The following is an 18722-nucleotide window of genomic DNA, read 5'->3' on the forward strand; positions in this document are numbered from 1 at the left end:
ACCGAAGGTTTTATGCATAAGATGTGCTTGGTCTTTTGTTGGATACAAACGGAATTTATATGCTTTATTCTGCTTTGTCATATCATTTCACCTCACTTTTCACTTTGATTTTCAATATATGTTTTTACTACGTCTATTGGCGAACCACCAATAGTTAGCAAGCAAAAACTTCTTGACCAAAACATCTCTTTCCAAAGTTTCTTTTTCACTTGTGGAAAGTCTCTTTTAATAAGTCGAGAACTTGCACTTTTATAAGCATTGATGAATTTTGTCATTTCTGTATTAGGGTGTGCCTTGAACAAAATATGAACGTGGTCTACATCATGATTCCATTCAACTAACGTGATGTTATAGTTTTCAGATAGTCGAACAAACATCTCTTTTGCATAGTCTGACATATCATCATCAAACACATTTCTTCTGTATTTCACGACCAACACAAGGTGATAATATAACAAGAATACTGAATGGTTATTACTATCTAATTTCATTTATATACCAGCCCTTATAATTTATAAGACTGATTATATCAGAGGCAAAATAAAAAGGAAAACCTTTTGGCTACGCCAAACCGAAATTCATCTCCCACCTATCGTTGGGCTACGCCCTTCACACGCTTGAGGAAGGAGAATTCTTTCGGGAAGTTCGTTAAAATAAAGGAAAATGCTATTTAACAGTAAAAATGTAGTAAAAACTCTTCTATAGGCAAGAAGAGTTTTTTTAGTCTATAGTGTTCTGTAGGGATTAGTATTTTTATCATTAAAAACAATAAATAAATATATATAAATATAATGTATATGTGTTATTATGATTACGTTGGAAAATAAAGTATATTTTGATTCGTAAAAATAATTAGGAGAAGAAGGGGAAATAGCATGAAAATGAAAAAAATGATTTTAACAGGTGTAGTACTTGCAGCAACAACTTTAACATCTTTATCAAATGTACAGGCAGATACAACATTTAAAGATGTTCCAGCAAATCACTGGTCTACAAAAGCAATTTATGATTTAACAAATCGTAAAGTAGTGCAAGGGTACGGAAATAATATCTTTGGCTTTGGTGACAATGTAACTCGTGGGCAAGTTGCTCGAATGATTTATATGTACCTAAAACCAGCAGATGCAGATGCTAGCTTCAAAAATCCGTTTACTGATATTAAAGGACATTTGTTTGAAAAAGAAATCTTAGCACTTGCTAAAGCAGGATTTGTAAATGGATTTGGTGATGGAAAGTATGGTCCAGATGATATTTTAACTCGTGAACAAATGGCACAAGCACTTACAAATGCTTTTAAATTTAAGGCAACGAAAACAACAAAATTTGCAGATGTTGATAAAAATTCTTGGTCTTACGGTGCAATTAGTGCATTAGAGGAAAATGGGGTTACAATTGGTACTGGAGGTAATATGTATTCTCCAAAAATGTTTGTAACACGTGAAGCGTATAGTCAGTTCTTATATAACTCTATTAATGCAGTTGAAAAAGAAACAAAACCAGAGCCAAAGCCAGAGACAAAACCAGGGGTAACGCCAATAGGTATTCCCAATGCGTTAGTGACAGATGATTTTTTCTTTGATAGATATTCAATTGAAATTTCATCTGTAAGAGAGCGATCTATTTCTAAACAAGGTCAAAATCTTGTTACTGAAGTAAATAAGAAGTATAATGCGAATTTCAGATATAGATATGTAGCATCAGAAATTGATCTATATACTCCTAATTTACCAAGAATGATTGACTCTCATGGTTCATTTTCGTTTGTTGGGAAGGATGAAGATAACTTCTATTTCATGTTTGTCGTTGACAAATCAACTGTTGAGCTAGCGAAAAACTGGATGCATATGATAAATCCGAATTTCACTCTTGATAAAGAGATTGATAGATTAGTAAATCCAAATCCAGAATTAAAAAAAGAAATTGATAGTTTTGTAAAAAATGATAAGGATTATATCAATCGTTTTGAAAAAGATAATCATAGCGTAGAATTAAATGTAAGTCCTCTACAGTGGGTAAAACCTGGGGAGTCTGTAGTTACTCTACATCCAGATTACTATGTATTAGGAATTTCTGTACAAGGAAAGTAATATTTAAGTAGTGTATTGATTTTCGTACAGTGAAGGATAGACAATATTAGGGCTTATTGATTTTTTGAAAAAGACCTACTGTTATTGAAGTGCACCCCAATTGTTAGACACATAATTAACAATTAGAGGTGCATTTTTTTTATATGCTTTAACTGTATAGATTTTTTAAACAATAGATACTATTTCATTTCTTTTGCTTTAAAGATGGAGCACTCTCTTTTTCTCGTCAGCGTTTGAACCAACAATTAAAACATCTTAATTCCTTTAGCAAGGCTTGTAAAATTCCAAAAGTTCAACAGGAATATTATTTTTGTATGCTATACATGCTTTTGTATCACCACGCTGAATGGTCTTTTGGTCAATTAACAAAAGCGCAGCAAACGTATTTGCTTCTATCTCTAATTTATCAACGGAAAAGAATGTATTCTTACGCAGAAAAGGTGTATTTGCATGAGTATGTAGAACCGCGTGTCCTAATTCATGGGCACAAACAGTTCTCTGCATAGATGGAGATAAATTAGTATTAATAACAATAAAACGATTTCTTTTTTCATATTTATAAAAACCATTTATTTCTTCATGTAAATCCCATGTTAGTACATGTATTTTTAAGTAATCTGCAAGCTCATAGGGGTTTTTCGTGTTGTATTTGGTGCAAAGTTGTTGGACTAGATCTCTAATGACGAATTTCAATGTTTTCCCTCCTAAGCTTGCATCAGTTATCGTCTGGATTACGATATTTCTTAGGCACGTATTTTTTATTGATTACTTTTGTTTGTTTTACAATGTACTCCATCGCATCTAATAATGACTCTACCGCTTCTTGACTCATAGGTTCACCAGAGAACATTAAACCATCTTCCCCTTGTAGATCTTTCTTTATTTCTTCCATTCTTTTTGCTATATCTTTCTCATCTTTTGGCGTTACTTGTTCGTTTGGTTCGCCTGTAACAGATCGACCAAGTAAATAGTCAGCTGAAACTGAAAAGCAATCAGCTAATTTAGTTAAAACATCATGTGGAGGGAACCTCTCTTCTGATTCGTAGTAACCTATCATTCTTTGGGATACGCCGATTTTTTCTGCCAGTTGTTTTTGAGTTAAATTCTCTTTTTTTCGTAAGGATTTTATTCTAAGTCCTATCACATCGTTCACCTCTCTAATTGAACTAATTGTTCTCTTCGAATTCATTTTAGCACAAAAAGTTCTTTTATGCATTGACAAAGAACAATTAGTTCTTTAATCTTTATTTAGAACTAATTGTTCTTATGGAGGTGTGATAATGGGAAATAAAATGTACGATCCGAAAAAAAACTTATATAAAGAAATGGCTAGCTATTGCGGAGTAACTGAACGCTATATTCGAATGATTGATCAAAAAGAAAGAACGCCATCAATGGAGAAAGCTAGGAAGGTTGCACAGTTTTTTGATAAGAGTGTAGATGATATTTTTTTTAGTAATAAATCGAACTTTAAGTTCTTTTTGGTCTCGCTTTGGTTTAATAAGTCTGGAAAGTAGATTTTTTCATGAGGAAGTTAAAGGTTGCAATAAGTAAGTAAAAAAGGTTTGAAAATATGAGAGGTAGATAATATGGGGATTTTTCGAGTAAAAAAAGATAATAATTATTCCGTTATTAATAATACCGGTCTAAAGGATAAGAGGCTTTCTTGGAAGGCGAAAGGAATATTAGCTTACATACTTACACTTCCAGATGATTGGGTGTTTTATAGAGAAGAATTATCGCAACATGCAAAAGACGGTATTAATAGCTTAAGAGCTGGAATGCAGGAATTAAAAGAGTACGGATATATTAAAAGATTTCCTGTTAGAGATGAAAAAAACAAAATTGTTAGATGGGAGACAATTATTTACGAAATCCCAGGGGATGATTATCCACCAGTGGAAAACCCACCTGCTGGAAAACCTGTTGCTGGTAACCTACCGGTGGATAATCACAAGCTACTAAATACTAATATACAAAGTACGAAAGAACTAAATACTGATATACAAAATATAAATCATATTCATGATAATAAACAAAGTTTACTCTCAAAAAAATTAACAAATGAAGATTTTAAAATAAGTCATCAATTTTTGATGAAGAATAGAATTTCATTAAGTGAAATAGCAATTATAGAGCTTGGTGCATTTTGTGAATCATTAGGTAGTGAACTAATTGGGGAAGCAGTAAATAGATCAATTGATGAAAATGTACCAAAGTGGAGATATGTACGTGGGATTCTTAAAAATTGGGAAGCCAAAAAGGTAAAAACACTCAAGGATGTAGCTATGCTAGATGCACAGTTTGATCTTGGTAAGAATAAAAAACAATTTGGGTCAGGGAATACCAATCGAAATGAAATGGTACCAGAATGGTTACATGAAAAAGAAGATATTCCAGAAGAGCAGCCTATAAAAAATAATGAGTTAACTATTGAAGAAGAGCGTGAGAGATTAAAAACTTTATTAAAAAAATATAAATCATAATTAATATTTATAAATTTTATTAAATTGATAATAAAGGTTAGCTTATCTTTCGTGATAAAAATAAAAGCAGGATTTAAATAAAGAAAAGTAGGGGGATTATTATATGTTTGACTGGCTCAAAGATTATCAGAAACTAGAAGAAGAAATTGCATATTTAGAATATAACTTAGACAAATCAAAAGCAGAGTTAAAGCGCTGGACTAGTGGGGACTTGCAAAATGTACGAATAACTGCTGAATCAGAAGGGGCTAAAGTAGAAGATCGGATTGAAGTGATTGAATATGAATTAGGACATAAGATCAATGAAGTATTTGATTTAAAGATTTTAATTAATAAGTTTACAGGATTAGATCATCAAATTCTCAAAATGAAGTATGTTGATGGAATGACTTTAGAACAAATAGCGTTTGAATTACATTATAGTACAGGCTATATTCGTCGAAAACATGCTGAAATAAAAAAGATTGTCAAGTTTGTAGATGGGTTTTAATGTTACCTTTTTGTAGGATACATGCAGTGTACAGAAAGTATTGAAAAAGTGATTTATAGTAGTAATATAAGATTTCGACGAAAGGGCAACTATTTTTATGGTTGCTCTTTTTGTTGTGAAAGAAGGTGAGCAACATGAAGTAATTTTAAAAAAATTTTTCATTTAAGTGTTAGAGGTACTTAGTAGATTAAGAGTTTTATAGAAAAAATAATAGGAAAATAAGGAGAGATTTAGTAATGAGTATATTAGCTGCTTCAGTTAAAACAAAGAATCTGCCACAACAAGTGTTACGTTGGCAATCAATGGTAGAAAGTGAATGTTCAGCACAAGGTGTGTCTGAATTAGTTCCCTATGTACTTGGGATTATTATGGTGGAGAGTGGAGGAAACTCTGAAACAACACCTGATATTATGCAGTCCAGTGAATCACAAGGTTGGGCGATGAATACAATTAAAAATCCTAAAGATTCAATTTATTATGGAGTAAAGCATCTAAAAGGAGCTTTTGATGATGCAAAGAAAAATGGCATTACAGATTTAAGTGCCATTGTTCAATCATATAATTTTGGACGAGCTTACCTTCGCTGGTTAGCTTCTAACAATAAACAACATTCATTACCGGTGGCAGATCAGTATTCTAAAACGGTTGTTGCGCCATCACTTGGTAATACAACTGGTGCTATGGTCAAGTATAGTCAGCCTATTGCCATTGCATACAATGGTGGCTACCGATATAAAAATGGAGGGAATTTCTTCTACTCTGAAATTGTTAAGCAATATGTAGATTTTGATGAAGCTGGTAATAACAATAAACCAATACAACCGGTGGGCTTGGGTATTGCTGTAAATAAATATCCGAATAACGGGGGGATTAATCTATATAGCCAACCACAAGGAGGATATTTTACGAGGGTAATTTATGATAAAACACCTTACCTTATTATAGATGCAGCGTGGTATGAAAATCCTATGATTTGTCTAGGAAACGAGGCATGGGCTGCACTGGAACATTTCGATGTGCAATGGTTTAGTGCTTATTCAAAATATCCACCAGGCGGTGGTATTAACACATATGATGGTCCTAACGGAAATTATACAGGTTTTGTAGATGGATCTGTTCCATATAGAGTTTTTGGACGATTAAATGGTTATATAGATATTGGAAATAATACATGGGTAAAAGAAGAACATTTTAATGTTAAATAATGAAGGATAGCTTTTCGTTCTGTTCATCTTAAAATTTGAACAACTAAAATATATCCAAAAAATAATAAATATAGACAGTGAACGAAGGTGCTCATTTAAGTACCTTTTTTAAATGGTGTAAAAATAGAAAGGGAGACTAATATGACAAAATTTATTTATCCTACAGATACAACGAGAGTAACAAGTGGTTTTAGAGGCAGCAGACCAGATCACCATGGGATAGACCTTGCTGAAGCAGGTTATCACCCTATTTATGCAGCGGCTAGCGGTCAAGTTAGTCGTTCTTATTTTTCATCTAGTTATGGTGAATGTATTATGATTGTGCATACAATTGATGGAGTTACATGGGAAACTGTATACGCTCATATGCGTAGTGGTTCTCGAACAGTAAACGAAGGTGATTATGTTTCACAAGGACAAACTATTGGAGTTATGGGAAACACGGGGGATTCTAGTGGCCAACACTTACATTTTGAATTGCATAAAGGACGTTGGAATGCGAGTAAAAGTAATGCTGTGAATCCGTTAGATCACTTGGGTAAAGATGGTGGTGGTAACAATACTGATAAACCAATTCAACCAGTAGGTCTGGGGATTGCTGTAAATAAATATCCGAATAATGGAGGGATTAATCTATATAGCCAACCGCAAGGAGGATATTTTACGAGGGTAATTTATGATAAAACACCGTACCTTATTATAGATGCAGCGTGGTATGAAAATCCTATGATTTGTCTAGGAAACGAGGCATGGGCTGCTCTGGAACATTTTGATGTGCAATGGTTTAGTGCTTATTCAAAATATCCCCCAGGCGGTGGTATTAACACATATGATGGTCCTAACGGAAATTATACAGGTTTTGTAGATGGATCTGTTCCATATAGAGTTTTTGGACGACTAAATGGTTATATTGATATTGGAAATAATGCATGGGTAAAAGAAGAACACTTTAATGTGAGATAGTATTTTGAAATCTATAAATATCAAATTAAATGGAAGAAGCAGTGTGATACTTTTCTATGAATTCGTTTAAAACGATGGTGTAGGAGTGTAGAGAGGAATTAAAGGAAGAGCAACTGATAAACAGTTGCTCTTTTTCTTTTTTAGCAGGTGAAGACAAGGAATTTATTAGAGAAAATGCTGGCCGTATGGAGATTAGGTTACTAGATGTACTAAATAATGCAGTGAGAATTTTAAGTAATAAAAACGAGAGAATAAAAAGGAGATGTTCAGTAATGGAGATTAGAAAAAAATTAGTGGATTCAAGTAAATATGCTATAAAATGTCCCAATGCAATGAAGCCAGAATTCATCACAGTACATAATACGTACAATGATGCATCAGCTGAAAATGAAATTTCTTATATGATTGGAAATAATAATGCAGTTTCGTTCCATGTTGCAGTAGATGACAAAGAAGCAGTACAAGGTATTCCGTTTGATCGTAATGCTTGGCATGCTGGTGATGGTAACGGAAATGGTAATCGTAAATCCATCGGAGTGGAAATTTGCTATTCTTTAAGCGGTGGGGATAGATATTATAAGGCGGAAGATAATGCAGCAATTGTTATAGCTCAGTTAATGAAACAATTCAACATTCCAATTAGTAATGTACGTACACATAAATCGTGGAGTGGGAAACATTGTCCACACCGTATGCTTGACGAGGGAAGATTGGATCAATTCATTGAGAAGGTAAATAAAGCATTTAACAACAATAATAATAAACCAATACAGCCAGTAGGTCTGGGAATTGCTGTAAATAAATATCCGAATAATGGAGGGATTAATCTATATAGCCAACCGCAAGGAGGATATTTTACGAGGGTGATTTATGATAAAACATCGTATCTTATTATAGATGCAGCGTGGTATGAAAATCCTATGATTTGTCTCGGAAACGAGGCATGGGCTGCTCTGGAACATTTCGATGTGCAATGGTTCAGTGCTTATTCAAAATATCCACCAGGTGGCGGTATTAACACGTATGATGGTCCTAACGGAAATTATACAGGCTTTGTAGACGGGTCTGTTCCATATAGAATTTTGGCACGAAAAGATGGTTATTTGGCGATTGGAAATAATGCATGGGTAAAAGAAGAACATTTTGATGTGAGATAAGGTTAAAGAATTAGAGTCACTCGTATGAGTGGCTATTTAATTTTTGGATTGGAGTATGATTGGAAATAGAAAATGTCAGTAGTGTTCTATACTAAGTTGTTTTTATGTATCGATTCAAGAATAAAAGGAGTAGTTTAGTGCGTAATTTGTTTATGTTGAATTAAATAAGAAGTAGGAAAGAGGTGGTAAAATGGATAGTTTACAAGAGGTGAAGGGTGATGTTCAGGAAATAAGGCAAGATATTAAGGAAATACGATTAGAGATTAGAAGTTTAGAAATGCGGACGACAGGTAATGAAAAGGACATTATTAATATTAATAAGCAATTAGACAAAATCAGTGCTAATACAACTTGGATCCTACGCCTTATTATTGGTGGACTAATTGGAGCTGCTCTTACCTTCTTTTTGAAAGGAGGAGGTATGTAATGATTGAAATTACAGCAATGATTGGGGTTGTTGTAGGGATTTCACAAATTGCAAAAACAACTGGACTGCAAACAAAATATATTCCGTTATTTAATTTAACACTTGGCATTACGCTAGGTGTTTTATTTTTGTCTCAAGATATTAAAATGAATCTATTTCAAGGAATGATTATCGGATTGTCAGCTAGTGGATTATTTGACCATACAAAAATTATAAAAAGGGATGCCGATAGAAAATGAAAAAGAAATACAAGCATATTTTATCCATAGTTGTTGCTATTATTTTAGTATTATCAATTGAAACAAATGTATTTGCTGATAGAATTCTATTTATTCCTGATTTACCAAAACAACCATACCGTTATGGTGTTGGAGCTTATGAAGGTGTTGTAGCACATTCTACAGCTACCCCAGAGGCGCCAGCAATTAATATTCAAAAGTATGAGTCTCGTACATGGCGTTCAGCGTTTGTTCACTACGCAGTGGATTGGGATGAGAAGATTCAAATTGCATCTACAAAACATCAGGCATGGGGGGCAGGTCCAGCAGCAAATGCTAGATTTGTTCATGTGGAATTGTGTGAGACAAGTGATCCATTGAAATTTAAACGTTCATATGAAAAATATATAGAATTAATTGGGGAAATCTTGCGAGAACGAAATATTCATCCCTCTAAAGGATTATGGACACATAGGGATATTACGTATAAATTAGGTGGGACAGACCATGAAGATCCAATAGATTATCTTCGTAGTCATGGCGTATCTGAGGCTAAGTTCCGAGCAGACGTGTTAAAGGTTTATAGTGGGAGCACGATTACAGTGGATACCAAATTACAAAAACCAAATGAAATATCTGGTACAGTAGAGTCGAATGGTATTGCATATATTGAAGGATACAATGTAAATCTCCGCTCTGGACCATCAACAGAAAATAGTGTTATTCGTAAGCTACAAAAAGGTGAGGCTTATAAAGTATGGGGTAAATTAGGAAACTGGTTATATCTTGGTGACAACCAATGGATTTATTATGATTCTTCATATATTCGTTACCAAGGTAATGAATATGCTACAGTAATTGGTAAAAGAGTTATTTCAAAAGTAAATAATTTACGTTTCTATGGTTCTCCATCTTGGCAGGATAGAGATGTTGCTGGTATTGTAAATATGGGTTTAGGATTTATTATTGATGCAAAGGTAATTGTAAATAATTCACCACAATATAGAGTGCACAATAGTAAAGGTAAAACATATTATATAACAGCAAACGAAGCCTATGTGTATGTGAAGTGAAAGAGAGGATCTGCTCTACTATGGGGCGATCCTCTTTTTTATTTATCATATATAAATTAGGTTTAATGGGAGGCTATGAATGATTTTTGGTTTGGGGAAAATATTATTGATATAAAAACATTATAGTGTTATATTTAAATTTAATGATATGTTTTTGGAAATGGGTTTTCGGCATGATATAGATTTACTTAAAGATGTCGATTTTGGGAAAACAGAACGTAAGGTATTAGGTAAAGAGACATAGTGGTTTATAATGGGCGTTAATCCTGTATTATAATTTAGGAGAAATATATCAAGTAAGGAGTTTTTTTATGCCGAAATGGGCTAAGTGGATTGCCATGTTTGTGATTTTTATCTGTAGTATTTTAACTATCGACGCTCTTGTTGGTAGCAAAAAAGGTATAAAAGCCATTACAGCAGCAGTTGAGGAATTAACCGCAGATGAAAAAAATATAGGAAATCAAAAAGAAGTAAAGCAAAGAGCCGAAACAAGTGATTATAAACATTTAGACAAGCAGCATTATGCATGGGTTATGAATGATTATTTAAAGGACCTATCTGATGTGGCTAACCGATTTAGCATTTTAGAGGCTGATGCAGAAATTAAGGGTACTATAAACAAATCATGGGTTTCAGATGTAGGCGATGTTTTCTATAAAATGTCTTATCTCATCTCAAGTGTACGATATGTAGAACCCCCAACAGAATTAAAGGGTCTACATTCATCTATTTTAAAGGCGATGGATAACTTGCAATTTGTTATAGACAATTATGGAGATGCTGCGAGCCAAACAGACTTAGCGAAATTAGGCAAATGTTTAAAATCGTTAAGAAGTGCTAGAGATACAATAGACGAGGTCCGTAGTGAATTATCCACTTATGAATAATTATCATAAAAACCAATTAGTATTACAGAACATCCTCAAAAGTATATATGAAGTTTAGCGTTTTCTTTGCGGTTAAGGAAACAGTAATCTCAAAGGTTTCAATTCTAATGCTTGGTACATGAAAGAGGATAACAAGCAAGGAATGGAAGGCAGGGAAGATCAAAGCTGTTGAGTTCATGGACAAGGCTGGCATGAAGAAAGCGATATTTTAAAAGAAAATGAGGGAATACGAGGAAATAAAATCCCTAAAACAATATAAATGGATGTTATACTTTTAGTATTTGACAATGCAACTACAGTCATTAGAGAGGATATAGTGGTCTGTGTAGCAACGGAATCAAAACTTACGTTAAGTATTAGCGTGATTTGGTTCTATTGCTATACAAAGGCATCATCACCATACTGAATAAAGTGAACAAAATATAAATTTGATTCATAAGTCGGAGAAAGGCACCTTTGGGTGTCTTTTCTTTATGCATAAAAAAGCCTTATCTTCCTATAAAAAGATAAGACCTTTATATACTACCTATTATCCGATTCATCAGTTTCATAACACATTTAGCTTCTCCAAAAAAACCACCAGTGTCCTATTCTCCACCATAATACGCATACTTCCCAGGTGAACCATTATCTCGTATACTTGGATATGATTTTAGTTTATATTCATAAACCTAAACCATAAAAATATAACCAGATTACCATGATTAGAATTCCCATAACAGTAACTAATAGGAGTTTACCATCCGCACCTGTAATAACTTCTTTTAGATTTTCTTTTGCTTGTTGTTTCTTTTCTCCACTTGAAAAAAGATAAATAATGAAATAAGTAACCACTAAGAAAAATGAGAATATTATATCTATCATTACTTATGTACCTCCTAATATATATGTACCTTTAATTATCCAGTAATTTTCTTGCACCTTGTATCAGCCTGAGTAACCGGAATGCTTAGTTCAATAAAAGCCAAATGACAAAAATTACTCCTATAACTGCTAAAGTTCCAAAAAAACCTACCAACATTTTCCCCTCAGGACCATTAATAAGCTCTTTTAAAACTTCTTTTGCTATTCGCTGACCTTTACCACTTAAAACTATCGAAAGAATAAAGAATACTACCACTAATACAAATGAAGAAACTATTAACTCCATGACTTATGTACCTCCCTAATATATGTATGCTATTCATTAACCAATAATTTCCTTATACATTATATCAGTTAAGGTACATAAAGATATAGCCAATTATTTATATAAATTATTTTATTAATCGGCATCGCATTACTATAGGATTGCTCAAGTCGGAAGAAGGCACCTTAGGGTGCCTTTTCTTTTGTCCATTACTCATTGATTTTTTATGTTCATTTGTTATAATTATTACTACAGTAGTATTACAGTAATATCTTGGGTATATAATAAAAGAAGAGATGCTCGATACATCTCTTCTGGTAACTGTTGTCGTAAGGCGGGTAGTTACTAAATAAAGTTATTTTCTTTTTCTAGAACTTCCCTTTTGCTTCCGACGGCGTAGGGAGGTTCTTTTACGTTTTTTGCTAATATTACTCACCAGTTTGTTTCCATAATCGGTAACAAGAATTGTCAAAAATACTTTCAACAAATCCTGTAGCAAAGACAGTAAATATTCCATCATAGGAGTCACCTCCTTTCCCTCTACATTAAAAAGAGAAAGGACAGCAACCAACCATCCGACGCCATACAGTTAAATCTATTTTATTATCCTAGTACAATCTCACCAATATAAACAAGACCACCATCATTGAAATTCTTTTTAGGTAGATATAGAACAATTAATTACAACGTATTTATATTATGATTACTATATAAAATTTTCGCCTTATGACCTTTATCATAACCTACTACATGACATATGTTTTTTGTACCACGCTTTATTAATGCATTTAGCCTTCGTAGGTGTTGAAGGTTTAGAACTATCCTTTAGTATAGTCATATCATTAGAACATCCTGCGATATTTAGACAGAATGCAGCTAATAAGCACGATAGTAATAATTTATTCATATAATCACTTCTAATTCTTTAATAGTTAACATTTTTCATGAAATAAGCTCCCTACTAATTTTATATTATATTTAAGCTCAGAAAATATTCTTATACTCATAAATTATTACATTTGAGCTAGTGAGATTCTGTTAATAATAAAAGTGATTCTAGTCGAAGCAAGGCATCTAATTGCTGATAAAGGTAAAACTGCTAGTTATCTAATTCTCCCAGTCATTATGTATTTGATCTATTTAACACATGAACTAATAACAGAAAATGAACTGAAAGGTACATATAGCTAATAATGTAGGGCCAATCCACATGGAAAACATGCTCAACCTTTACCTGAACATGGCCATGTTTAAAAAATCAATATAAACTATGTGAATTCTTTCTTCCAAAGAATTCGATATCTAAAGAAAGGTATTTAAGGTTATTGTAAGGTAAATGAAAGTTACCTGAAAGAATCTCAGTTTAAGATAAAAGTGTAACTTAACACAGGAGGGATGAAATAATGTTAAAGAAACTGGGAATAGGTTTAGTAACTTCCTTAATTTTTTTGAGTACAAATGGTATTGCTGATGCATCTACTAACAGTGTACATGTAAAAAATGAAATGACATCTAAGAGCCAAAAAAAGTGCAGTGACTGTTGGCGTGTTGGTCAATCTAGGGTTGAGGAGGGAGTTGCAGCAAAGCATACAATAAAAGGTGGAGAAAAAGTTGTAAAAGTTACATTACAAGACGATGGAATGGTTAGGATGGATGTCATTGGTAAAGGGTTTGCTGAAGTTAAAGTAACTAGGGAAAATGGAAAAAGTGTATATTATCAGTTTGAGGTAATTTAATTAGTATCAAATATATGTTTTCATTTTAGAGTGTTGCCTTCCTATAATTAGGAAGGCTTTTATTATTACATAACTAGGATAAAATAATAGTTCGCTAAATTGGCTAGGAACATAACTAAAAATGTCAGAGGAATTTAGTAAATTGTTTCACATGAATCATCTTCTCTTGTTTGGATTAAAACATATTAAAATGTTTACCTTCGTCTAAATACAAGTTATACACACATATATTGATCTTATTAAGGTATACATTACACATAATATTATGTTAAAGGTGGCGAATTGTATCATGAAAGATTTTGTTCTCGAAAAAGAAAACATTATTCGTAAATATGGTGAATGGACCGCTTATGATATTAAATTAACGGATACTCTATATACAAGAGATATTCGACAACCAAATCCTGCGTTAAAAAAAATTGTGACAATGATTCATGATATCACACAATGTGATTTTAAAAATCTCCGAATCTTAGATTTAGCTTGTTTAGAGGGGCATTACGCTATTGAGTTTGCAATGCAAGGAGCAACTGTTGTAGGGATAGAAGGAAGAGAATCAAACATACAAAAAGCTATATTCGCTAAAGATTTATTAAGGTTGGAAAACTTAACTTTTTATCAAGATGATGTAAGAAATTTAAGTGCTGAAAAATATGGTCATTTTGATATTGTTTTATGCTCTGGTATTTTATATCATTTAGACTGCTCAGATGTATTCCCCTTTTTAGAAAAAGTGTATGAAGTATGCAAAAGGTTTGTAATAATTGATACTCATATCACTTCTACTCCTAATGTATCAGTACTTTATAAGAATTATGAATATAAGGGACACACAATGCTAGAACACTCTGCTAATTCATCAATAGAAGAACGTTTAAAATCAAAATGGGCATCATTAGACAACGTTACTAGTTTTTGGATGACAAAATCCTCTTTATACAATTTTTTAACGCGAACAGGTTTCTCTTCTATAAATGAATCCAGAAGTTTAGTTCAAGAAGATAGGATTACTGTTGTAGCTTTTAAGAAATATCCTATAGAAATTAAAAGCTCTCCTGAAACAGAAAAATACATTGAACCCGATTATTTAGAATGCTAAAAATAACACTATATGTCATTCAAGTTAAAATCGTAAAGTATCTCTAAACAAAATGATCAATTCTCCAAAACCTAATTATATAAATGCAACCCGTTGTTTCCGTTTTGGGATACTATAAAGTTGTAGATAGTGATGGAATAGCACCGCATTACTATCAACTTAAAGAAATACTTCCGAAAACAAAAAATGAAAAAATAATAAAAAAGCTTATCATTCCGTGTTAAAAGATAAGCTTTTTTATTTTAGGGTAATTACAAGTATTGAAATTCTTTTACTACTCTCATAATAAACTTAAAGATGCTCTTTTCGACCTTGTAAAATTAATCCTTCATTATTTAAAAGCCGTGATATACCAAATAGCAACAACATTTCCATTTTTATCGAGTACTCTGCCTTCAGCTGCTCCTTCTTCATATGCTGTTACTACACCAGTTTTAGGGTTTACATAAATTTTGTTTTCACTAAATAAGACATATTTGTATTGTTTTCCGCTTGGCGTCATTGACCAAGGTTTCCCCACTTTAATATGCATAAATTCACCTTGCACGTCAGATACTTGATAAACCGATTTTGTTGATTCTTGATTGTTTACTGCAGCGTGAGTCTTAGTAGTAGTAAAAGTTCCTAAACCTCCAATTCCAATGGTAGCTGCTAACGCAATTCCAACAAGTTTTTTCATGTGATAATGCCTCCTTCTTTAATTCATATCTGTATATTAAACGGTTAGTCTTTCATGTCACTTTCATTTACCTTACAATAACCTTAAATAGATTTTTGAAAATTCTGACCGATGCGAGGGAGAGTATGAAAAAAAATATATTAATTGTTGATGATGACAAAGATATTATTGATCTTTTAAAGCTTTTTTTAGAAATGGAAAATTTTTTTGTTGTAGAGGCTTCAAATGGGGAAGTAGCCTTAAAGTGTCTAGAAGAAAATCATATTGATTTAGCTATTGTTGATATTATGATGCCTAAAATGGATGGTTATCAATTAATTAAAAAGATTCGTGAGACGTTACAATTCCCAATACTTATATTGTCAGCTAAATCTCAAGAAGTAGATAAAATTATAGGTTTAGGGATTGGAGCAGATGACTTCATTACAAAGCCATTTAGTGCTTTAGAAATTATAGCTAGAGTTCAAGCTCACCTTAGAAGGTCCTATGAATTTAATGATAAGGCTGTAAAAGGTAAGGAGAAGCAAATTCATATGGGTGATTTAGTATTAGATCATCATTCTTGTACACTCTATAAATCAAGCGAAACCATTACTCTCAGTGCTACGGAATATAAAATCTTAACACTTTTTATGGAGGAACCAGGGAGAATATTTACTAAAAAACAAATTTTTGAAAGTGTATGGTCTGATTATTACTGTGCAGATGATAATACGATTATGGTTCATATTAGTAGACTACGAGAGAAATTAGAGGATTCTCCTAAGAATCCAGTTTATATAAAAACGATCCGGGGGCTTGGGTATAGATTTGCTAGGAAGGAAGAACTTTATGAAAAATAAAGTTTTATATATCTTAATTAAAAATTACGTTATATTTGCACTAGCAATAGGTTTCACTGTGATAATTTTATTTATATTTTTGATGTACCAAACAGAGAAGCAACTAGGAAAGCTAAATAATTTAAAAGCAAGTGAAGTAGTGCGTGAAAACTTTGAAACTATTAATTCAGAATCAATAGAAACATTTGGTGGTTGGATAGAAATTCTTAATGAAAATTTACAAGTTATCTATACCAAAGGGGAAAAGAAGGATAAGCTTTTATCATATTCACAAAGAGAATTTGCTACTTTATTTTTTGATAATGATAAGTTTCCTTATTATTCATCTGTAGCAACATTTGTAACGAAAAAAGGTGAAACATTATATTGCCTTGTTAAGGTTCCTAAAAAAGCAATAAAGTATGAATATACGTTTTCTGATAAAAATGAGGAATACGTATATGTTTTTTATAAGATATTACTTTCTACAATCGTTTTATTTTTTGTATTTTTCTCTATGAATGTATATATATTTAGTAGGCAAATTGCTAGAAAAATAACCAGACCATTGGATAAACTAGCAACTGGATTTGAGGAAATTGCTAGTGGGAAATATGATAAAAGGTTAAACTATGAAACATATTTTGAGTTAATGCAAATACAGCATTTGTTTAATGTTATGTCGGAAAAACTCGATAAAATAGAGAAAGAGAAGAAGAGGTTGGAAGAAACCAAGCAGAAGATGCTTGTAGATTTGTCTCATGATTTAAGGACACCAATTACAACCGTTCAAGGTTATGTTGAAGCATTACAACTAGGGATCATTACAGAAAAAGGTGAAAGAGAAAGAACTTTGAATGTAATATATAATAAGATTCGAATCATTGCGGTATTAACTGAAGATATTTTTGAACTGTCTAAATTAGAGCATTCTGATTACCCTTTTGAAGTACATCCAACTGATGTATCTGAGTTTATTCGTGAATTGCTTGTAGAATATTATGATTTATTCCAAGCGAAGCGCTTAATCCTTCAATATCAAATACCCTCTAAAGAAGTGATTGCTCCAATTAACAACAGGTTACTATACCGTGCTATCTCTAATATAATATCTAATGCTCTACAGTATAATACGGCAGGTACGACCGTGTTTGTATCGTTAATTGAGGATGAAAGCAAAGTGTATATAAACATTATAGATAATGGAATTGGAATACCTGAGGATATGAAACAAAGTATTTTTGATGCATTTGTTCGAGTAGATGATTCTCGAGAAAATAATGGGGGATCAGGTCTTGGATTAACTATTGCTAAGCATATAGTAGAAAAACATGGAGGGAGCATAAATTTAGATAGTACAAAGAAAAAAACACATTTCTGTATTTCTTTACCTAAATGCAGTGTGTAAATATCTTATGAAAAGTGTTAGTAAGTTAAATGGTTGAATAAAGAGAAAACGCACGATTTAGTTCCTTTAAACTTAACTCTGGTTCATATAAAATGGAAGCTTTACAGTTTACAAAATAAAAAAGGTGCTTATTTCAATTTCTTGTTTTATCATTTTAGTCAAGATAGTTCCTTTAAAACATGGTATAGATAATCAGTACGATTAAAGGAGAGATATTAGTCATTGCTTATCAATGGTAAGGTAGACGTATAGGATTTAACAAAGAACACATGCAACAATACAAATAATAATTTGTATGTGAACGTAAAAAATACCAAGACTGCCCTGGAGAGGAGGGGAGTCTTGGTATTTTTTATTGGTTTTCTATTGTAGGGTGTTAAAAAATTTTTAAGTTAATGGATGTGGAGTCTCGCCACATAATAAAAAGGTAGGAATATATTTAATATATTTCTACCCTTGATTTTATTGAGTTTAGCATCTATGATCTAAATATCACAGAAGGTAGTTTTCTTTTATACTTCTATATCTTTCCCTTCTGCTACCACTGTATCTTGCCACAACACAAGTAGTTTTCTAAATTCAGAGGTCTCAATTTTACATTGGTTATTTGGAGCACTCATAAATAAGTTAATAGCACTGGTGTAATTAGGTTCAATGTAGACTGCTGCTACGTTCCCTTCTATTTCATATTGCGGAACTTTTTGGTCTACTACATTATCTAAAATTTGTATATACTCATCTGCTTCATCATCTAAAATATCTTCCAAGAAATGAGAAATTATAGAAATTTCTTTTGGCAAACGTATTCTTAATCCGCCAAGTCCATCACGATAAAATTCGTATGTATATTTCATTTT

General features: G+C 32.4%; 24 protein-coding genes. 15 read left to right on the plus strand and 9 right to left on the minus strand.

Annotation, left to right across the window (positions count from 1 at the left end):
• Positions 1 to 81 (minus strand): helix-turn-helix domain-containing protein (locus tag EBQ15_RS29175; protein WP_164514458.1); only part of this gene is annotated, 81 nt, incomplete at its 3' end.
• 11 nt (positions 82 to 92) lie between these two features.
• On the minus strand, positions 93 to 491 hold the full coding sequence (tnpA, locus tag EBQ15_RS29180; RefSeq protein ID WP_000762755.1) for an IS200/IS605-like element ISBth16 family transposase: 399 nt from the start codon (positions 489 to 491) through the stop codon (positions 93 to 95).
• Between the two features lie 384 nt (positions 492 to 875).
• Between tnpA and EBQ15_RS29185 the strand changes: the two genes are divergently transcribed.
• Positions 876 to 2087: an S-layer homology domain-containing protein gene (locus EBQ15_RS29185; RefSeq protein ID WP_016090274.1), complete on the plus strand. Its 1212-nt coding sequence runs from the start codon at positions 876 to 878 to the stop codon at positions 2085 to 2087.
• Between the two features lie 264 nt (positions 2088 to 2351).
• On the opposite strand, the gene EBQ15_RS29190 is transcribed toward EBQ15_RS29185, so the two are convergent.
• Entirely contained in the window at positions 2352 to 2780 is a 429-nt protein-coding gene (locus EBQ15_RS29190) for an ImmA/IrrE family metallo-endopeptidase (protein ID WP_000673778.1), read from the minus strand.
• 22 nt (positions 2781 to 2802) lie between these two features.
• On the minus strand, positions 2803 to 3231 hold the full coding sequence (locus EBQ15_RS29195; protein WP_000579788.1) for a helix-turn-helix domain-containing protein: 429 nt from the start codon (positions 3229 to 3231) through the stop codon (positions 2803 to 2805).
• Positions 3232 to 3367: 136 nt separating this feature from the next.
• Here EBQ15_RS29195 and EBQ15_RS29200 point away from each other — a divergent pair, with 136 nt between their 5' ends.
• The 10 genes from EBQ15_RS29200 to EBQ15_RS29245 all read left to right on the plus strand — a co-directional run bounded on the left by EBQ15_RS29200 (position 3368) and on the right by EBQ15_RS29245 (position 10993).
• The gene (locus EBQ15_RS29200; protein WP_000527102.1) at positions 3368 to 3604 is read left to right on the plus strand and encodes a helix-turn-helix transcriptional regulator; all 237 of its coding nucleotides are present in this window, start codon (positions 3368 to 3370) and stop codon (positions 3602 to 3604) included.
• Between the two features lie 72 nt (positions 3605 to 3676).
• On the plus strand, positions 3677 to 4573 hold the full coding sequence (locus EBQ15_RS29205; protein WP_000510878.1) for a DnaD domain protein: 897 nt from the start codon (positions 3677 to 3679) through the stop codon (positions 4571 to 4573).
• A gap of 103 nt (positions 4574 to 4676) precedes the next feature.
• Entirely contained in the window at positions 4677 to 5063 is a 387-nt protein-coding gene (locus EBQ15_RS29210; RefSeq protein WP_000460735.1) for a hypothetical protein, read from the plus strand.
• A 236-nt stretch (positions 5064 to 5299) separates the two neighbouring features.
• Positions 5300 to 6268 (plus strand): lysozyme family protein, encoded by a 969-nt coding sequence (locus tag EBQ15_RS29215; protein ID WP_000025080.1) that lies wholly within the window; start codon positions 5300 to 5302, stop codon positions 6266 to 6268.
• 141 nt (positions 6269 to 6409) lie between these two features.
• Complete coding sequence (locus tag EBQ15_RS29220) at positions 6410 to 7231, plus strand: M23 family metallopeptidase (protein ID WP_000159988.1); 822 nt, start codon at positions 6410 to 6412, stop codon at positions 7229 to 7231.
• 272 nt (positions 7232 to 7503) lie between these two features.
• The gene (locus tag EBQ15_RS29225) at positions 7504 to 8388 is read left to right on the plus strand and encodes a peptidoglycan recognition protein family protein (RefSeq protein ID WP_000405796.1); all 885 of its coding nucleotides are present in this window, start codon (positions 7504 to 7506) and stop codon (positions 8386 to 8388) included.
• A 190-nt stretch (positions 8389 to 8578) separates the two neighbouring features.
• On the plus strand, positions 8579 to 8815 hold the full coding sequence (locus EBQ15_RS29230; RefSeq protein ID WP_000377827.1) for a hemolysin XhlA family protein: 237 nt from the start codon (positions 8579 to 8581) through the stop codon (positions 8813 to 8815).
• Positions 8815 to 9054 (plus strand): hypothetical protein, encoded by a 240-nt coding sequence (locus EBQ15_RS29235; protein ID WP_000570185.1) that lies wholly within the window; start codon positions 8815 to 8817, stop codon positions 9052 to 9054. The genes EBQ15_RS29230 and EBQ15_RS29235 overlap by 1 nt, the downstream gene beginning before the upstream one ends.
• A complete protein-coding gene (locus EBQ15_RS29240) occupies positions 9051 to 10106 on the plus strand; it encodes an N-acetylmuramoyl-L-alanine amidase (RefSeq protein WP_000731445.1) in 1056 nt (351 codons plus the stop codon). The genes EBQ15_RS29235 and EBQ15_RS29240 overlap by 4 nt, the downstream gene beginning before the upstream one ends.
• A 311-nt stretch (positions 10107 to 10417) precedes the next feature.
• The gene (locus tag EBQ15_RS29245) at positions 10418 to 10993 is read left to right on the plus strand and encodes a hypothetical protein (RefSeq protein WP_001127276.1); all 576 of its coding nucleotides are present in this window, start codon (positions 10418 to 10420) and stop codon (positions 10991 to 10993) included.
• 663 nt (positions 10994 to 11656) lie between these two features.
• Here the strand turns inward: EBQ15_RS29245 and EBQ15_RS29250 are convergent.
• The 3 genes from EBQ15_RS29250 to EBQ15_RS31340 all read right to left on the minus strand — a co-directional run bounded on the left by EBQ15_RS29250 (position 11657) and on the right by EBQ15_RS31340 (position 12642).
• On the minus strand, positions 11657 to 11857 hold the full coding sequence (locus EBQ15_RS29250) for a hypothetical protein (protein ID WP_000565399.1): 201 nt from the start codon (positions 11855 to 11857) through the stop codon (positions 11657 to 11659).
• An 85-nt stretch (positions 11858 to 11942) separates the two neighbouring features.
• Positions 11943 to 12143, minus strand: coding sequence for a hypothetical protein (locus EBQ15_RS29255; protein WP_000420484.1), 201 nt, complete (start codon positions 12141 to 12143; stop codon positions 11943 to 11945).
• 334 nt (positions 12144 to 12477) lie between these two features.
• On the minus strand, positions 12478 to 12642 hold the full coding sequence (locus EBQ15_RS31340; protein WP_164514047.1) for a hypothetical protein: 165 nt from the start codon (positions 12640 to 12642) through the stop codon (positions 12478 to 12480).
• 883 nt (positions 12643 to 13525) lie between these two features.
• On the opposite strand from EBQ15_RS31340, the gene EBQ15_RS29260 reads away from it, so the two are divergent.
• Together EBQ15_RS29260 and EBQ15_RS29265 are read left to right on the plus strand one after the other, a co-directional pair.
• Positions 13526 to 13858 (plus strand): hypothetical protein, encoded by a 333-nt coding sequence (locus tag EBQ15_RS29260; RefSeq protein ID WP_000914231.1) that lies wholly within the window; start codon positions 13526 to 13528, stop codon positions 13856 to 13858.
• 289 nt (positions 13859 to 14147) lie between these two features.
• Complete coding sequence (locus tag EBQ15_RS29265; protein WP_000651393.1) at positions 14148 to 14957, plus strand: class I SAM-dependent methyltransferase; 810 nt, start codon at positions 14148 to 14150, stop codon at positions 14955 to 14957.
• 331 nt (positions 14958 to 15288) lie between these two features.
• Here EBQ15_RS29265 and EBQ15_RS29270 read toward each other — a convergent pair whose 3' ends face one another.
• Positions 15289 to 15636 carry a hypothetical protein gene (locus tag EBQ15_RS29270; protein ID WP_000737460.1) on the minus strand — a complete coding sequence of 116 codons (348 nt, stop codon included), beginning with the start codon at positions 15634 to 15636 and terminating at the stop codon, positions 15289 to 15291.
• A gap of 125 nt (positions 15637 to 15761) precedes the next feature.
• Between EBQ15_RS29270 and EBQ15_RS29275 the strand changes: the two genes are divergently transcribed.
• On the plus strand, positions 15762 to 16478 hold the full coding sequence (locus tag EBQ15_RS29275; protein ID WP_000739378.1) for a response regulator transcription factor: 717 nt from the start codon (positions 15762 to 15764) through the stop codon (positions 16476 to 16478).
• Positions 16468 to 17865: a sensor histidine kinase gene (locus EBQ15_RS29280; protein WP_000792430.1), complete on the plus strand. Its 1398-nt coding sequence runs from the start codon at positions 16468 to 16470 to the stop codon at positions 17863 to 17865. Before EBQ15_RS29275 ends, EBQ15_RS29280 begins: the two co-directional genes overlap by 11 nt.
• A 512-nt stretch (positions 17866 to 18377) precedes the next feature.
• Here the strand turns inward: EBQ15_RS29280 and EBQ15_RS29285 are convergent.
• Entirely contained in the window at positions 18378 to 18719 is a 342-nt protein-coding gene (locus EBQ15_RS29285) for a hypothetical protein (protein ID WP_000878116.1), read from the minus strand.
• Positions 18720 to 18722 lie beyond the last annotated feature (3 nt).

The sequence above is a fragment of the Bacillus sp. 2D03 genome (assembly GCF_003946765.1).
Taxonomy (GTDB): Bacteria; Bacillota; Bacilli; order Bacillales; family Bacillaceae_G; genus Bacillus_A; species Bacillus_A cereus.

Coding starts and splice junctions, on each gene's coding strand:
- EBQ15_RS29260 (WP_000914231.1), top strand. CDS start 13,526: ATGTTAAAGAAACTGGGAATAGGTTTAGTAACTTCCTTAATTTTTTTG.
- EBQ15_RS29280 (WP_000792430.1), top strand. CDS start 16,468: ATGAAAAATAAAGTTTTATATATCTTAATTAAAAATTACGTTATATTT.
- EBQ15_RS29265 (WP_000651393.1), top strand. CDS start 14,148: ATGAAAGATTTTGTTCTCGAAAAAGAAAACATTATTCGTAAATATGGT.
- EBQ15_RS29205 (WP_000510878.1), top strand. CDS start 3,677: ATGGGGATTTTTCGAGTAAAAAAAGATAATAATTATTCCGTTATTAAT.
- EBQ15_RS29225 (WP_000405796.1), top strand. CDS start 7,504: ATGGAGATTAGAAAAAAATTAGTGGATTCAAGTAAATATGCTATAAAA.
- EBQ15_RS29275 (WP_000739378.1), top strand. CDS start 15,762: ATGAAAAAAAATATATTAATTGTTGATGATGACAAAGATATTATTGAT.
- EBQ15_RS29215 (WP_000025080.1), top strand. CDS start 5,300: ATGAGTATATTAGCTGCTTCAGTTAAAACAAAGAATCTGCCACAACAA.
- EBQ15_RS29240 (WP_000731445.1), top strand. CDS start 9,051: ATGAAAAAGAAATACAAGCATATTTTATCCATAGTTGTTGCTATTATT.
- EBQ15_RS29200 (WP_000527102.1), top strand. CDS start 3,368: ATGGGAAATAAAATGTACGATCCGAAAAAAAACTTATATAAAGAAATG.
- EBQ15_RS31340 (WP_164514047.1), bottom strand. CDS start 12,642: ATGATGGAATATTTACTGTCTTTGCTACAGGATTTGTTGAAAGTATTT.
- EBQ15_RS29285 (WP_000878116.1), bottom strand. CDS start 18,719: ATGAAATATACATACGAATTTTATCGTGATGGACTTGGCGGATTAAGA.
- EBQ15_RS29235 (WP_000570185.1), top strand. CDS start 8,815: ATGATTGAAATTACAGCAATGATTGGGGTTGTTGTAGGGATTTCACAA.
- EBQ15_RS29245 (WP_001127276.1), top strand. CDS start 10,418: ATGCCGAAATGGGCTAAGTGGATTGCCATGTTTGTGATTTTTATCTGT.
- EBQ15_RS29185 (WP_016090274.1), top strand. CDS start 876: ATGAAAATGAAAAAAATGATTTTAACAGGTGTAGTACTTGCAGCAACA.
- EBQ15_RS29220 (WP_000159988.1), top strand. CDS start 6,410: ATGACAAAATTTATTTATCCTACAGATACAACGAGAGTAACAAGTGGT.
- EBQ15_RS29230 (WP_000377827.1), top strand. CDS start 8,579: ATGGATAGTTTACAAGAGGTGAAGGGTGATGTTCAGGAAATAAGGCAA.
- EBQ15_RS29210 (WP_000460735.1), top strand. CDS start 4,677: ATGTTTGACTGGCTCAAAGATTATCAGAAACTAGAAGAAGAAATTGCA.
- EBQ15_RS29270 (WP_000737460.1), bottom strand. CDS start 15,636: ATGAAAAAACTTGTTGGAATTGCGTTAGCAGCTACCATTGGAATTGGA.
- EBQ15_RS29250 (WP_000565399.1), bottom strand. CDS start 11,857: ATGATAGATATAATATTCTCATTTTTCTTAGTGGTTACTTATTTCATT.
- EBQ15_RS29255 (WP_000420484.1), bottom strand. CDS start 12,143: ATGGAGTTAATAGTTTCTTCATTTGTATTAGTGGTAGTATTCTTTATT.
- tnpA (WP_000762755.1), bottom strand. CDS start 491: ATGAAATTAGATAGTAATAACCATTCAGTATTCTTGTTATATTATCAC.